The following is a 15,901-nucleotide window of genomic DNA, read 5'->3' on the forward strand; positions in this document are numbered from 1 at the left end:
GTCGAGCCGATATCCCCAGAAGCATCGAAATCCTCGTGCCGCCAGAGAACTTGCCGATCCTAAGCTGGCTCGGTATCAAACCGTCAAAATCACTGTGACGAGCCACTAGGGGCGGCCCTGCGACGGATTTCGCACCAAGCGAGGACCGTCGCGCAAACGCAGACTCACGATAGGGACGATTCAACCGAGAATCCCGGCGACGTTCCCCTATCCCGGCCAGCACCGTGAGAACCGCCAAAGCCGGCCTTCGGATTGCGGTAGACTGCGGAGCCTAGCTTACAGGATGCTGACAAGCGCGACGACAAAAGCGGTGCCTGCCTTGAGATGACTGCAGAGGTGAGAACTTCAAAGCCGCCAGACGCGCGCATCTATCTCCCCCGGCCGGGGACTCCGGCGATTTCAGCAGCGCAGATCCTCGACTCCTCCCGACGATACGGATGTTGTATCGCCACAGGTAAGACAACAACTTCGCGAATTTACCTCAAATCTCCTAAACGATGACCACACAAGAGAGATTAGATGAAGCCGCGCTGCTCGAGCGCTTGACGCGATGCAAGCGGTGCAGGCGGACGGCGCGGCGTTGAGCCGAAATCGTTCGTCGCAAGCAAATCGACCCAGGAGACACGAATGAAATTGGTGAAGACCTCTGTACTCGCATGCGGCCTTGCGGCTTTCCTTGCGTACCCAGTCATTGCGCAAAGCCTTGCCGCGGACGCCAAGGCTCGCAAAGGCGTGCAAGGAACAAGCACACAGAGCGGGATGAGCGATGATGAGGACTCCTCACCTAAGCTCAGGACTGCGGGCGCAAAAGCGGGCAGGAAGTCGACCAAGGGCGCAAAGAATGCAGACGACGGCAACGCGTCCGACAATGAGGCAGTTGACGACCCTGCGACTAACGACACGCCGATAAGCAGCAAGCGGCACTGACGCGAATCCCTGTTGGGGTCAACCTCCGGTCGCGCCATGCGGCCGGAGGTTCAGCTGACGCGCCGCAACATGGATAGCTACATTGTGATGGTCGCCAGCCTCCAGGAAGACGGCGAAGGAAGGAAGGGTCCAGGCGTGAACTTGCGCGGCTGTCCCGGACGGACGCCCTGGCCCTGATCAACTGCAGCGCAATGGCCGCAATCCTCAATAGGGCGAACAGCTAGATGATCTCGAAGTACCGCCGACGTTCAAAGTCAGTCACCCGATGTTGAACGGCCTCCCACTCCCAGCGCCGGGAGCTGGAAAAGGCCTCGACAAACCTTTCTCCGAACACATCGTTGGCCGCCGGGGACTGTGCAAACCGATATGTTGCCTCTGACAGGCTTTGAGGCAGCCTCCCGGAGCGAGAACACATCTCCATGCTCGCATCACCGACGATCGAAGTCGGCAAGACCGCATCTGTCTCGACGCCCAGCATGCCCGAACCGACGGCACATGAGAGAGCGAGATATGGGTTCATGTCTGCGCCAGCCAGCCTGTACTCAAGCCGGTGTGCAGACGGCTCCCCCGGAATGGCCCGCACCGCGCAGGAGCGGTTGTCAATTCCCCAGCTTGGGCAGACCGGCGCCCAGTAGCCGGGGACCAGTCTCTTGTAGCTATTGAAGTTCGGCGCGGCGAGGACACAGAACTCATTCATGTAGTTCAGTTGTCCGCCGATAAATTTCCCCATGATCTTTGAGACGTTGCCAAACGCGTTACTGTCGTAAAACACATTCCGACCGTCCGAGAACATCGAGATGTGAATATGGCCCGACTGGCCGGGCCACTCCTCACATACCTTGGCCATGAATGTTGCCATCATGCCCTTCGTTTGCGCCCAGGCTTTTATCATTGCCTTGAAGATGATCGCGCGATCCGCAGCTTCCAGGGCATTACAATGATGAAGTGATGCTTCAACCACGCCCGGCCCTGTCTCGAAGTGCAAGCCGCTGAGAGGTATTCTGGCCTTCTCACAAAGCGCCAGGATCTCGCCGAACAGCTCCTGGTGCGCGACAGAGCGCGCAATCGAGTAACCGAAAGGACCTCGCGTGAACGGAGCCCATTGGCCGAACGGCTTGTCCTCAATTGTGTCGGCGTTCTCATTGAACAGCATGAACTCGAACTCGAACCCGGCCGTGCAGCCGTATCCGTGATCAGCTGCCCTTTTCAGGACTTTGCGCAGGATACCTCGCGGGCAGATGTCCTCATGTGCGCCCATAAACTCGGCAAGGTAGAGATCCTGATCGCCGAGATAAGATACCAAACGGCCTGTGCCGGACAGAACACGCAGATCGGCATCTCCAAATGCTGAGAGCGGCTTTTGGGTAAATCCTGCGGGAATGACCCGGTCCGCACAATCCCACGCCAGCACAGCTTCAGAGAACTTGACGATCTTGTCTCCATCCGAGAGATCTTCACCCAGGACGTGCTTACCTCGAAGGATGCCGTCAAAGTCGCTTACGCCAATCATCGCCGCACGAGGCGAGTTCGTGCGAGCCACACGGATGTCCGTCATTCGCCGCCTTCCTGCGCCGTCAGATCGAACACCTGGTTCATCCGCAGCGCACGCAACTGGCGATAGTCATCCTCAAGCTGTACCAAGTCGTTGTTGACGAGGTATACGATGCCGGGTGTGGACACCAGGTCGATCGTCGGGACCAGCTTTTGGCCTATCGGAACGAATGCGATGGCATCCGCGAAGCTCGAGAGCTTGCGGATTGCATCTAATCCGGAGTAACCGGCAACGACACCGCTCATATCGGAAATCAACGAGACGCACAGTGCATGAGCCTGTCGCTTGTAGGCCCCACGCAACCTCATACACTCCCCAAATTCCTTGGGATTTGCGTACCGCCAGGCCGTCAGCGACATATGATTGTCACCCAACGCCATGGTCCGGGCCTTTGCCGACATGGTTCCTTGCAGTCTCGCTCCGAAGTCAACCAAAACTGGTCCGCGATCATCGACGATGATCTCTGCATGCGAGGGTCCGTTGACGATCCGCAGCGCCTGCAACGCACGCACAAGATAATCGGACAGTTCCAGAACGATTGGCTCCCTGGCTCCCAGCAACCACTCGCGTGAGCAGACCGATGACGCGCCCTCGACGGGAACGGTCTCATAGGTCCAGGCCTCGGTGACGAACGCTTCTCCATCGATCGAGACGGCATTCACGGTATATTGCTGACCGTTTATTTTCTCCTGTGCAAGCGCCAGTTCATTGAACGCTCCGACCCGGTTCGTCTTTCCGACGATGGCAGCCAGAGCGCGCTCGACATCCGCATCGGCCGAGCAAAAGAACACGTCCTCCGTGCCTGTGCTGTTCAGCGGCTTGATCACGATCTCATCGAAGTTCTCTTGACGTTTCCAGCTTGCGATCTCAACGGCATTGTCTGACACGACCTGCCTGATCGATCGCACGCCTGCCGCGGCCAACGCTTCGGACATCCGCGATTTGTCACGCCGGGCGGCTGACAGAGCCGTCCCATTCGAAGGCAAGCCCAGCCGTTCCGAGATGGAATCGGCGAGCTCAACTCCGGTCTCGGACCCCGCAATAACGAAATCCAGCTCCCTGCCGCGGAGCGCCTGAAGATGAAATTCAACGATCTCGTCGTGGGCCATGCATTCGCGGGGACGAATGACTTCATCATACAGGTCCGCGTCGAAATGGGACTGGAAGATGGCTGGGATCTGTGCAGCCGACATCACGTGCACCGTTCCAATTCCGTACCGCCTGAACTCTTCAGGTAGAAATCTGCCAGTCGAATATGCGTCGACGATTACACATTTGCGTTCGTTCATGCGGTCCTCCGATATTGCGAGTAGACGTTGCCGATAGCGACAATCGTGATGAGAACATTTCCAATGAACGTGTGGAGCGAAGGCACGATACGAGAATCGAAGTACTGGAACAGGAACGTGATGACAGGGGCGGTGGACAGCACCATGTTGACGGTGAAGGGCTCGACGCGGCGGATGCCCTCCTGAATCAAGAGCAGCGGAACAATGATCGTGGAAAGCCCAATCGCCGCGATCGCACGCCAATGTTGCGAGATCTCAAGCATCATGGAGGAATAGTCGACCAGTCCCAGCAACAGGAGAATCGTTCCATAGAACCGATGCGCCAATACCTGTCGGCCCGAAAACCCGCAATCGAACAGCAGTTTGACCAGTATATTTGTGAGCGCCAGCGATAGGCCGGCCACGATTGCGAGGACGATGCCGAAGGACGATTGAGGTCCCCACTGTACGCCCGCATTGCCGCTGACCGAGATCCAGATCATGTAGCCGCCAATCATCGCAATCGTGGCGCTCACGACGATGTCGGATGCCGGAGGGATACCCTTCCGCCTGATCAGCGCATTCAACCAAACCGTTGCGGCGGGTCCTAGCGCCACCATGAACGCGACGACGATCGCAGGTTCGGCGTATTTCAGGCCGACAAACAATCCGATCCAGCTGATCGCGGTCACGAGGTTGAGCGACACAAAAGCCACGAGCGCTGGCTTCGTTGCTCGTGCCTTGCCCGTCCCGTGACCAGCCAGCAGATTGAACGACAGACATACCGCAGCAAAGGACACCAACAGAGCGACGAACAGGTCTGCTTGCTGAAAATACGATGCCGCATACACCTCGCCTGCCGCGCTCAGGACGACGTAAAGCGCCACAAAGAGAACTCCCAGAGCGAAGCGGCTTGTCGATCGTCCGCCGTTGCTTCGAGGCTGTCGCGGCGCAGCGCGCGCCCCGAACCATGCCGGCGCGTCGGTTCCGGTGCACTCCCCTTTTGATCTGAGCGGACCGCGCTTGGTTTGAAATGTCACTGTCCACCTCTCGTGCTTCTTTGTTCGGCGTATGCAAGACACGCCTCTCCGAACGCCGCAAATAGTCGCTTGCTCAGCAGATCGGTTGAGGCGTGCCATTCGGGGTGCCATTGCACGGCGATCTGCAGCGTCGGCGCGCCCACGACCGAGACCGCTTCGACCAGACCGTCAGGCGCCCACGCCTCCCGTCTTAGCGCACTGGCCAGCACCTCTATGCCTTGATTGTGAAGGGAGTTGACCTGTGCTTCGACGGTGCGCGCGATCGGAAAGAGCGCACCGTCGGGACATACCCTGATGCTATGTGCGACATCGTACTGGCGATCTCTCGGGCGGTCTGTCTTCTCGGCATGCATCTGGCCACTTCCCAGACTCCACGCGCTAAGGGATGAGCGAAGCGTGCCGCCGAAATAGACGTTGAGCTCCTGCAAACCGCGGCAGATGCCCAGGATCGGCATTCGGAGCGCAATTGCATTCTTGATCGCTACCGCGGATAGCCTGTCCCGGGGACGATCACGGATTCCATTCTCGATGTCCTGCTGATCAGCTCCCGGACAGGACGCAGGCGCCGTCAAAACCGCAGGATCGACATTGGATTCGTCTCCCGTCAACACGAGTCCGTCGAGAGCCTGCATGATCGCCGGAGCGGTTTCAACCGACGCATCTTCAGCGTCAATCGTCGGCAATATGACGCACGCCACTCCCGCATGATGAAGCAGGGCCTTGACGTACTTGCGCCGCAACCAATCGCGATGCACACCATCGACCAACAGACGGTTCGAGGTGATGCCGACCACGGCGCGGGCTTTGTCTGGCCGGTGCAATGTCACGCGGGTTGTCCGCTCGTGCTGGCACCGCGCACAGACTGCTCATACAGACGACGGTTTCGCTCCTTCAACTGAGTGATGACGCTCGGCTGACCTTGCGGCCCCTTGACGAAGAGCCCTCCCCAGCTTGCGGCAACCTTTGCGTAAGCCGGATCCTGCATCCTGATTTTCTGGGCTTTGTGCAACAGCCAAAACGGGATCCCGGGCGAGAGGTGATGCTCGAGGTGATATTCATCCAGGTTTTGCCCCAGGATGGCCCGCTCCAGGAAATTTCCTTTGCGATTCCTGGTCAGATAGACGTTCTGCGTCTCGGTCTCGCACATCGGTGAGTGCTCGGCGAGTTCGACAAACCAGCCAAGCACCTGGAACGTGGTGAGATAGGGCACGATCCAGAACAGGATCACGATGTGGAGCAGCCCAAGGGCATATGATCCGCCCAGGATGCAGATCCAGAAGAGATAGAAGCCATATTTGTCGATAAGTATGCCTGAGCGGCTCTCGTCCTCGGCATCTCTGATCGAAAACCGGTTGGTCCAGAGATACTTCAGGTACGCCACCGTCGCACCGCCAAATATCGGCTTCCAGATCAGGTTGAACGCGTATCGCTCAGGCGGCTGCACGTCATAAACACCGTTGGCCATGAAGAACTTCAGGTCAGGATCCTTGTCCGGGTCGCCGAGATAGGGATGATGCAAATAGACGTGTGAGATCCGGTAGGCCCAGTGGCGCTGGAACAGCGGATAGGCAGCGAACAGAATCCCGAGGACGTAGTTCCAGGTGGTGTTCTTCGCGAGCGTGCGGTGGGCCGCATCATGGGCGATCGTCGTCAATCCGCGCTGGTAGGCGCCGATCAGAAGAACTGCGAGTGGATACAACCACCATGAGACCGACACGGTCGCGAGCGTGCACGCCGCGATCACGACGTAGTCTTTCGCGATATACGCAGCACCCGTTATGTTATCGGGCCTCAGCTCGGAGAGCTGTTTATTGATCTCGCGGCTGAATGGCACGGCCTCATAGCGTGACGACCTCAGTTTCCAAGCTTCTGGCTGATTCATGAGAATCCCTTCCTGATCACCTTCTAGGTTGTCAGATTGCGGAGAGCGCCTTGTGCAGATCGCGGACAATGTCGTCGACGTCCTCGATGCCGACGCAAAGCCGGATCGAACCGCCAAATATGCCCGCGGCCTCGCGCTTCTCCCGTGGAACGGTTGTGTGTGTCGTGGAGACGGGATGCGTCACCAGTGTGCGGGCATCCCCGACATTCGAAACGTGATACATCAAGTCGACGTTCTGGATGAACTTGCGTCCGGCCAGCTCGTCCTCCACCTCGAACATGACCATTGCGCCGTGCCCATATGCCGGGTTGAGCGTCTGGTCGACGGTTTCCCGATCGGCGCCTTCGAAGAGCCCCGGATAGAAGACACGGCGCACCTTTGGATGCTTCTTGAGAGCGTCTGCGACGACCCTGGCGTTGGCGCAGTGCTGCTTCATGCGAAGCGGCAGCGTCTCAAGCCCTTGGATCAGTTGGAAGCTCGCAAACGGAGCGATCGCAGCCCCCGTATCGCGCAACCAAGTCATGCGAGCCTTCAGCAGAAACTCGCTTTTTCCAAGATCGTCGATATCCTGCAGCGCGCTGCGCCAGATAATCCCGCCATGCGCCTCGTCAGGACCGTTGAACAGCGGAAAGCGGGAGGCCCCGCGGTAGCTGAACTTGCCGTTGTCGACAATCAGTCCGCCCAGTGTGGTGCCATGGCCGCATATGTATTTCGTCGCGGAGTACGTCGTGATCGCAGCACCGAGATCTGACGGCCGGCACACCAGTGGCGTCGTCGTATTATCCACCACCAGGGGAACGCCGTACTTCCGACCGATCTCCGCGAGCTGCTTGACCGGGAGCGGAATCAGACAGGGGTTCGAAATCACCTCTCCGAACAGGCATATCGTGCGATCATCGATGGCACGTTCGAACGTCTCGGGCCTTCGAGGATCCGCCGTCCTGACGCTGATGCCAAGACGCTTCAGCGTGTTATGGAGCAGGTTCCAGGTATTGCCATACAGATATGGCGAGGCGACGACATTATCCCCGACCTGCCCGCTTGCCAGGTTGACGATGGCAAGGAAGGTTGCCGCTTGCCCTGATGCGACGGCGAGCGAATCCCTTCCCGTATCGACCGCCGCATACCTTCTTTCCAGCGCGCGCGTCGTCGGATTGATGATCCTTGTATAGGTGAACCCATCAGCCTTGACGTTGTAGACATCGGCAATGTGGTTCAGATCGCCATCGAGTTCATAAGCCGTGTTCTGATATATCGGCACGGCCACAGCTTTCGTCACCGGGTCGCGACGGTAACCCGCGTGCAGAACGGCAGTCTCGGGGGACCATGGCACTTGCGCGCCCGCTGCCACGCTAGGCGGCACCTTGACGAGGGCCTGGGATGTCTCCTGGGCGGATATTGGTCGCGCTGCCGCACCCTGACCAGGGCGGAAGTATGTCCGGAAGGCGCAACCCAACTGCTGGATCCAACCGGATTGAATTTCCCCGATGCAGCCGATCCGGAAACTCCGCGTCGCAACGTGCAGCTTGGAGTAGATGTAAAGGTTGTGGCTCGCCAGGTGGCGATACAGCCCGTCAAATGCCGCCTGATCCGCCATCCCCGACGGCGCAACGAACGCAACGCAGACCGGTGACTGCACGTTCGCGGCTAGCAGCGGGGAGACCAGTCCCTCGAGCTCCTTGAGGAGATCGTCCCTGACCTTCTCATACCTGCGGCGGCGGGCAGGAATGCCCTCTTCCTCCAGGATCTCCAGTGCCCTGGTCGTTGCCTGAACGATATGGGTGGGAGGTGTCGAACGCCATTCACCTGTGCGCTCCAGCGAGAGCCATTGATCTCTCACGTCAAGCACAAATGACCTCGGCTCTTGAACCGCTTTCTCCAATAGTTCGCGAGACGCGATGACAAACGCTACTCCCGGAGGCCCCTCTATGCACTTGTTGCTCGACGTGACCAGGACGTCAGGGCCCCCCTTGCTCAGGTCAATATCGATACCGCCAAAAGAACTCATCCCGTCGACGATCGTCTTCACGCCACGCCGCCTCGCCTCCTCCACGATTGCATCCAGCGGATTGACGATGCCGGTCGTGGTCTCGCAATGAACGAAACACAGGTGCGTAACGCCGGGATTTCGGTTCAGATGCTCGCCGATCTCCTGAGGATCCAAAGGGTCGGTCGCCCGCTTGGCAAGCGTCTGCGCTTCGACCCCCCATAGCCGCAGCATCTTGTATATGCGCTCGCCATAGATGCCGTTTATGCAAACGAGTGGCTTGTGGGCTGAAGCCACGAATGTTGACAGAGCGGCTTCCATCGCAAAAGAGCCGCCTCCCTGAATCGGGACCACCGAATAGTCGTCGGCATTTGCCAGCAAATTGAGGATCAGCCGCCGCATGCGGGCGGTCACTTCCTTGAACTCGCAATCGCGCGATGCAAGGTCAAGCTGCATTTGGCTCCTGACATCCAGCGATAACGACAATGGACCAGGCGTCAGCAAAGAACGCTGTCTTGTCACACTATTCCCCCTCAGTTGTATTCATCGATGCATCTGGAGCAAAACCGCCCCAGCAAAGAGACGGCGAGCGCCGTTCAAGAGCCTTGAGCCCTGCGCGATAGAGCCCGGGTGCGCTTCGGATCGGCAGTCGAAGAAGCTGCCCAGGGACAACCTGCACATCCAGTCTTGGATGCGAAGTGATGTCTCGCAAGGCTCTCGAGCGACGTCATTCAGATCTCCCAACAGTTCGTATTATGACCGCCCCTCGAACCCCATTTGGCGCGACGCGCCACTCTGATCCGGCCATACGCATCCCGCAGATTTGAGCGCGAGTGTCGGCTTGTCGCCGCGCATCTACAGTCCAACCGGACGGCTTACGCGCGCCACTCCGGCAATATTGAAATCGGATTAGCAGTGCGCGTCGGACCGTGGCGGCCGGGCCGGATCCCGGCACGGCGCATTTGATGCTTGCCGCTTCCTGCGTGAGCCTAAGACTTGAGACATTCGCACACTGTCGCTCGTTGGAGGTTTTTGTACGCTGACGACCCTCGCCGTCTATTTTTCAGATCGTACAACTTGACGTTAGGTGCGTTTCAACCCTCTCCGGAATTTTCTCGTGTGAATTTTTCCTGACGTGCGCCTCCACCTTCGTGAGACAACACGACGTGTGCGGAGATTCTCGAAAGAGCTCCGTAGTCGCCTGGAGTTCAATGACGCTGTCGGAATTCACCTGAGCTAATGGCCACGGACGGTCAGCCCTGCCTACTCCGCCTGCGTTGCCTGCGCGGCGCTTTGCCACATCGGCAAACAGATACACGGGTCTGTTGGCGCTGCGTGTCCGTCAGCCGCGCCCGGTTCTGCAGTTCGTTAACCTTGAGCTTGACCACATAATTCAACCTCTGCCCGGCCGACGCGCTGGGAAGCTTCCGCTCAGGGCTGTGGCGGTTCAGCCGGTCCTTTCGCAGGCTGCGGACAAACAATGACGCAGCTGGAAGACAATGGAGGACGACTGCTGCTTTCTGGCGTCGCTCCTCCCGATCAGATGATCGCTCATGCTCCGATGCTCGTTGGCATGCGCGAACGGCAATCCAGGGTGACTCTATCGAGCAACTTGCAGCTCTTTGCGCCAGCTTGAGGTGGCCCTCGCAGGTGACCTATCATTGACGACGCGGTATTCGCGAGCTCCTAAGACCATTCGATTGTCTTCGCGAAACTCCGGCTGCGGTACCGTCATCTTGTGCAATGTTGCGCGGATTATGCCACCCGCGTGGTGAAAGCTCACCCTTTTTCCGGGTCGAGACACTTGCCGCTGGGTCCGGGTTTCCAGGACTCTCGAATGAGAGTGCGGAAAACCAGACTTTGGAACGGAACGATGAGCGCATGTCCAACAAAGAGTAACCAGCTCGCTCGGGTTCGACGGCAGGCTTTTCTGACAGAACGATGATGGTCCAAAACGCGGGTTGCTGAGGACGTTGCTTGTTGATTAAACCTCCTGAGTGCCGCACGTTTGGATCGCAAGTCGTGCGCGGCCTGTCAGCAATCGGCCGCACGATTTTCCGTCGTGTCTGCCTGGCCGCTGCGCTCTGTCGAGTAGCGCCTGTTTGTGTCTACTCTTGCATCGTGACCCTCTTGGCACATGAATTGCTGAGAACCTCATCGGCTTGGCTGTTTATCTTCACGCCCCCAAGGCGGCCAAGCTGGCGAAGCAAACTTGGCGCGGGTGGCTCCTCCAAACACCCGCGCCTTCTTTCCGAAGCGTCGCAAACCGGGGGATTTTGGCACCAACTCTCTGAGAAGATCGACTCATGGCCCGTAAGAGGCATTAAGGAATGCATGCCGGTTTTGGGTGATCGAAAGGACAAATCGAAGCTCGCCTGGTACTTGCGGCGAATAAAAGCTTGCTTCATGAGCCAGCCCCTCACAATCACTTCACCGAAGTGTGCCGCAAGGCACGGGCTCAAATTCATTTTGGCTCTCCAGGAAGCGCTTCGCTCTACCAATTCCGAGAAGCGCGCCTCACTGGGAAAGCGATTCGCGCGCCTTGAGGCCTAACAAAATTCGCGATGATATGTTCTTGTTACTCACCAACGCACCTCAAGAAGATTGATGGCTCGCTTAAGCCGGATTCCAACTGTGTCCCTGGACCTGTGGCAACAAAACTGTCGACAAGTGGTTCGGGTCATCGTTGACGACCCTGGTGATAACATCGATGCTGTAGGTCCGCCGTCGGTATAATTAGGCACTTACAGGTTTTGGCCAAGGAGGCGGTGACTGCGCAGCGTTGGGCATCGCCATCAGAACCTGCGAACGATGCGTTCTCCGTGAGCGTGATCGGGCAGATCGCGCGCGGGCGACGTTATTGTCGAGCTCGATTCGGCTATCTTCGACGAAGCCGTCACGCCCGCCCAGCGTGAGAGCGCGCATCAGATGGCGTCCGCCAGCTTGCTCCTTGGCTGATCAGGCCGAGTTTTTGTTCGCAGCCATTTTTGGACTGCGTCGTCTAGCGGCCTGACGACGCCGATCCACGCCTTGATCGGCGAGAGACCGGCCCCCTTGTGCTCTGTCCCGCAGCATCAGCGACATTGTGTTTGTGCGAAGGCGGCCTTGCTCCTGACCAGGCCTGGCATCGGCCTTATTTCATCAGGGCTTCGACCTCTGCTCGAAAAGCGTGGCGCGAGGCATCTCGTGAATAAAACATGTGGCCGCCCGGAAACACAACAAGTTTGACGCGCGGTGTGGAGGCAAATGGCGGCAGTTGATCGAGCACGATCTGTGATCCGAAATATGGCGTAGCGAGATCAAAAAGCCCGTGCGCGACCAGCAATTTCATGTTCCGGTCCGTCGCCAAAATCTTGCGCAGCTCCGAAACTGACTCCGGAGGGCTGCGGCCGAAATCCCAGGCCTCCCTTACCTTGCGATTGACCAGTTCATAGGAGCCCTCCGGCCGCCAGCCAAGCTTGCGCGTAAGGAGATCGACAGTGGCGCTGGTCAGAGGCGCCACCAGCGTATCGCTTGAGGGATCGCCTGAAAGCTGGAAATCGGACTCCGGATATGGATCGAGGCCACGCACAGAGGCATCATACCTGCCGATTAACTTGCCATTGTTGCGGTCGAACTCACGGCGGAATTCGGCGACTTCGAAACGGCCGGCGAGCCGGCGGCTGACCGCTTGCTCGATGCCGGTCAGCACCGCGACCTTGTCGGCCAGACGCGTAGTTGCTTCCTTGTCGGCCAGGCCTTTGATGAGATCGACCAGAAACTCGCCGCGCGCATAGGCTTCCACGTCGGCGAGATCGGTTCGGTTTACCGAACCTTCGGCTTCACGCAGGGTCGCGACATAGCTGGGCAGCGTGGCGACGTACTGCAGCACGCTCCTGCCGGCGCTGTAGTCGAACACTGGCGAGACCATGATCAGGCCCCTGACGCCTATGCCCTGCCGCATCTGCAACTGGTCGACGACCTTTGGCCCACGAATGCCGCCATAACTTTCACCCGCGATGCACTTCGGCGACAACAGCCGGTCATGCTTTTCGAGCCAGCGACGGATCACCAGCGCGAGCGCGTTGACGTCGCCCTCAACGGAATAGAGCCACTTGCGCGCGTCATCGCCGGTCGCCGTGAAACGGCTATAGCCGGTGCCTACAGGATCGAGAAACACCAGATCAGTGAAATCGAGCCATGTTTCCGCGTTTGGCCTCACCTGCGGAAATGTCGATGGCGTGACCTCGTCAGCATTGATCGGCAGCCGCCACGGTCCGGCATTGCCGAGCTGCAGCCACGCCGATGATGAGCCTGGTCCGCCGTTGAAGAAGAATGTCACCGGGCGCGTGCCGAGATCAGCGCCCTCAAGCTGATAGGAGGTATAGACGATATCGGCCTGCGACTCACCCTTATCGTCGAACAGGCGGATGGAACCGGCGGTCGCGATGAAAGAAAGCGTCCGCCCAGGCAGCTCAAGGGTGTGCCTGGTGCTGGAGTCCGGCGGCAGGCGATGCTGCTCGGTCAGTGACGACATACCCAGGTTTTGCCCGCCACCACCCTTCTGGCCGGCCGGTATTGTGACCTGGGCGGGCGACGGATCGTTGGCCCAAGCGCTATCTGTTGCCCCGCAGGCGAACAAGATCAGCGCAAGAGAAGTGAGACCCGGAGCGGTCAATTTCATCGCGTTTCCCCTGCCCGGCGCGGCCCTTGGTGCGCGAGGCGTGTCTGTCAAACGGCCCTAACGAGTAGCTCATGCTGCTGAACAACAAAGCTACCGGATCGAGTAGTCGTCACCATCGCCTGAGACGCAAAACCGTCATTCCACACACTTCCAAGACGTGCCCGTCACGGTTTCAGCAAAGCGCCCCAAGAGGGCGCATGGTCGTGCGTATGGACTTTCCGCACAAAATGAGGCTGTGGCTGTCAGGCAAGTCGTGATCGACGACAGGCGGAGCAACTGCTTCGAGAGTAGTTCGAGAGCCAGGCCACATCAGTGAAGCGCATTGTCGATCGGTGTGCTCAAGAGCAATCGCAGTATCCGGCCCTCGGATGCCAATCAGCTCGCTGATTTACGAGTAGAATGTCGGCGCCGCGTCACGCCATCAGGGCGATGTGGCACGGCCGGCGACGATGCCAGACAAGCCTGCAGCGACCTAGACTACTGCATCTCGACCGGGTGAGCGGTCCGATGACTGGGCGCGGGAACTCTTCCACCGTGGCAGGCCAATGGGGATGAGCGGCCCGGCTGATGAATAACGGTCGAGTTCTATACCGAACGCCGCCGAGCACCGGCCACATTGCCCGGCATCCATAGCGCAGTCGCATCGGCGTTTCACCGCCCTCGACTAACTCGGCGTGCATTTTGGACTCTCGCCATAAGCCGCCACCTCCGCCCAACAGTCGGCGGTCTCATAAATCCGCACACTCGCGCAATTGGGAATGCGATCAAAGAACCAACAGGCGATGATCTCGGCGGTTGGGTTCTCCAGTCCGTCGACATCGTTGAGCAGTCGGTGATCGACGAGCTTCAGCAGCGGCTCCAGCTCGGCATCCATCTCAGCGAAGTCCCTCACGAAGCCCCTCGCGTCCACCCCTCCGCGCATCACCACTTCCATACGGTAGTTGTGGCCGTGTAGGTTCTTACATTTGTGGCCATCGGGGAGATTGGGAAGGCGATGAGCTGATTCAAAACTATAGGTGCGGCCAATCAGCGTGATCACTCCATCATGGCCGTTCATTCCGTAAGTCCCTCGCGCCAACAACTTGCTCCGCAGAAAAGGGCCTGCTAACTCTCGCCGGCCCTTCCTTATCAGATTGACGGAGCAATGCCAGGCCGAGCAAGGCCGAGAGAGCAGAGCCGAGGCCCGGCAGTATCAGCGTGACCGCGTAACCCAATCTTGCCACGGCAAACCCGCTCGCCGCGAAGCCGACCAACGCTGACGCCGACATTACCGAAGTCAGAAACGTGACATCTGTGCCCGCCTTGCCCGGCCGGGCGAGCCCGAGAAACCAGTTCGTGAACGTGACATGTTGAACAGCGAGTGCCGCGAACACGATGCCGACGCTCACAACGGCGCTCACGCGAACGCTGACGTAGCGATCAACCATCGCAAGCGTGCCGAAACTTATCGCCATGACTGCGCAGCCCCAGATCAAGCCTCGCTGCGGTGCCATTCGGCCGATGATGGCGCTGGTCAGCGGCGCTACCAGCGTATACGTCAATACGTTCGAAAGCGCTCCGATCCATCCAATGTCTGCCGCGGCGAAGCCGAGGTCAACGAGCCGTAACTGAACCGTCGCGAACGCCACAGCGATCCCGATAACCGCCGGCGCGATCAATGCGGCCGTCGTCCACAGGCCATGATAGCGAAAGATCGCGGAGATCGAGAGGCGCTGCGTCGAGCTCCATCGGTCGCTGCGTTGGAGCGGTTCAGAAATAGCGAACACCCAACCAGCGAAAACGGCTAGCAGCATCGCCAAACCCAACAAAGCTGGACGCCAACCGACCATCTCGATCAATTGGAGGCAGACGGCGCCGCCGATTACATGGCCGATGGCCCGGCCCCAACCCAGCAGCGCTGCGCCGAGCGGCCGTTCGCTGGAATCGAGAGCTTCGGCTATATAGCCCAAAGTTGCGATCCGCTGCGTGGCGGCAATGGTCGCAAGTACCAGGGAGACAAGAAAAAGCGACACAAAATCGGTCTTCGGGTTCAAGAATGCCATTGCTGCCAGCACAATGGTACTGGCGACTTGGGTCAACAGGATCCACGAACGTCTCAGCCCGAGACGATTGAGGCTCCATCGATCCACCACCGGGGCCCAAAGGAAGTTAACGGTGAATGCAAAGAAAGCGGTGCCATACAGGCCGACCAGTTCCAGGCTGGCACCGTTGCCTCGAAGGATCACGGGAATGGCCGAATAGATGAACGCGATCGCCAGATACTGCTGACTAGCCAACGCGACCATCCCAATGAGTGGCACGTAACGATTCGCCATCTGCCTATTCCTCCCGAAATCGATTTCGCACGTGCCTTAAGAGAACGGTTTGAAAAGACAGCGGCTAGCCGTTATCAGTTCGGCTCAGCCCATACTCAATGAATGCACACCGCGCCTGACCTTCATCTTGTTGAGCCCAGTTGCCTTCCCAGTAGACGGCGCTGTTGACGTCACATTGGCAAGCAAGGTTCCCTGGCGGACGCCGGTCGTAGCCATCGCCGACCCACCGCGTCTCCAGCTCTGCAGGGAGGTCGACAGCTTCATCGC

At 58.8% G+C, this 15,901-nt stretch carries 10 protein-coding genes; 1 reads left to right on the forward strand and 9 read right to left on the reverse strand.

All coding sequences use genetic code 11. The features are described from left to right. The first annotated feature begins 627 nt into the window (after window positions 1–627). The gene (locus ACZBJS_RS38420) at window positions 628–927 is read left to right on the forward strand and encodes a hypothetical protein (RefSeq protein WP_463440015.1); all 300 of its coding nucleotides are present in this window, start codon (window positions 628–630) and stop codon (window positions 925–927) included. A gap of 220 nt (window positions 928–1,147) precedes the next feature. On the opposite strand, the gene ACZBJS_RS38425 is transcribed toward ACZBJS_RS38420, so the two are convergent. From ACZBJS_RS38425 to ACZBJS_RS38465, 9 genes are all read right to left on the reverse strand, one after another. Next, complete coding sequence (locus ACZBJS_RS38425; protein ID WP_463440016.1) at window positions 1,148–2,482, reverse strand: glutamine synthetase family protein; 1,335 nt, start codon at window positions 2,480–2,482, stop codon at window positions 1,148–1,150. Continuing rightward, a complete protein-coding gene (locus tag ACZBJS_RS38430; RefSeq protein ID WP_229158307.1) occupies window positions 2,479–3,768 on the reverse strand; it encodes an ATP-grasp domain-containing protein in 1,290 nt (429 codons plus the stop codon). The genes ACZBJS_RS38425 and ACZBJS_RS38430 overlap by 4 nt, the downstream gene beginning before the upstream one ends. Next, window positions 3,765–4,634 carry an EamA family transporter gene (locus tag ACZBJS_RS38435; RefSeq protein ID WP_463440017.1) on the reverse strand — a complete coding sequence of 290 codons (870 nt, stop codon included), beginning with the start codon at window positions 4,632–4,634 and terminating at the stop codon, window positions 3,765–3,767. The genes ACZBJS_RS38430 and ACZBJS_RS38435 overlap by 4 nt, the downstream gene beginning before the upstream one ends. A gap of 149 nt (window positions 4,635–4,783) precedes the next feature. Continuing rightward, entirely contained in the window at window positions 4,784–5,614 is an 831-nt protein-coding gene (locus ACZBJS_RS38440; protein WP_463440018.1) for a gamma-glutamyl-gamma-aminobutyrate hydrolase family protein, read from the reverse strand. After that, complete coding sequence (gene rtxC, locus ACZBJS_RS38445) at window positions 5,611–6,669, reverse strand: dhydrorhizobitoxine desaturase (protein WP_229158304.1); 1,059 nt, start codon at window positions 6,667–6,669, stop codon at window positions 5,611–5,613. The genes ACZBJS_RS38440 and rtxC overlap by 4 nt, the downstream gene beginning before the upstream one ends. A gap of 31 nt (window positions 6,670–6,700) precedes the next feature. Then, the gene (locus ACZBJS_RS38450) at window positions 6,701–9,112 is read right to left on the reverse strand and encodes a 2-aminoethylphosphonate--pyruvate transaminase (protein WP_463440019.1); all 2,412 of its coding nucleotides are present in this window, start codon (window positions 9,110–9,112) and stop codon (window positions 6,701–6,703) included. 2,677 nt (window positions 9,113–11,789) lie between these two features. After that, entirely contained in the window at window positions 11,790–13,319 is a 1,530-nt protein-coding gene (locus tag ACZBJS_RS38455) for a S10 family peptidase (RefSeq protein ID WP_463440020.1), read from the reverse strand. 664 nt (window positions 13,320–13,983) lie between these two features. Continuing rightward, window positions 13,984–14,376, reverse strand: coding sequence for a 6-pyruvoyl trahydropterin synthase family protein (locus ACZBJS_RS38460; protein WP_463440021.1), 393 nt, complete (start codon window positions 14,374–14,376; stop codon window positions 13,984–13,986). Continuing rightward, window positions 14,363–15,634 carry an MFS transporter gene (locus ACZBJS_RS38465; protein WP_463440022.1) on the reverse strand — a complete coding sequence of 424 codons (1,272 nt, stop codon included), beginning with the start codon at window positions 15,632–15,634 and terminating at the stop codon, window positions 14,363–14,365. The genes ACZBJS_RS38460 and ACZBJS_RS38465 overlap by 14 nt, the downstream gene beginning before the upstream one ends. Between the last annotated feature and the right edge of the window lie 267 nt (window positions 15,635–15,901).

It is taken from the genome of Bradyrhizobium sp. KZN70725 (genome assembly GCF_055264925.1).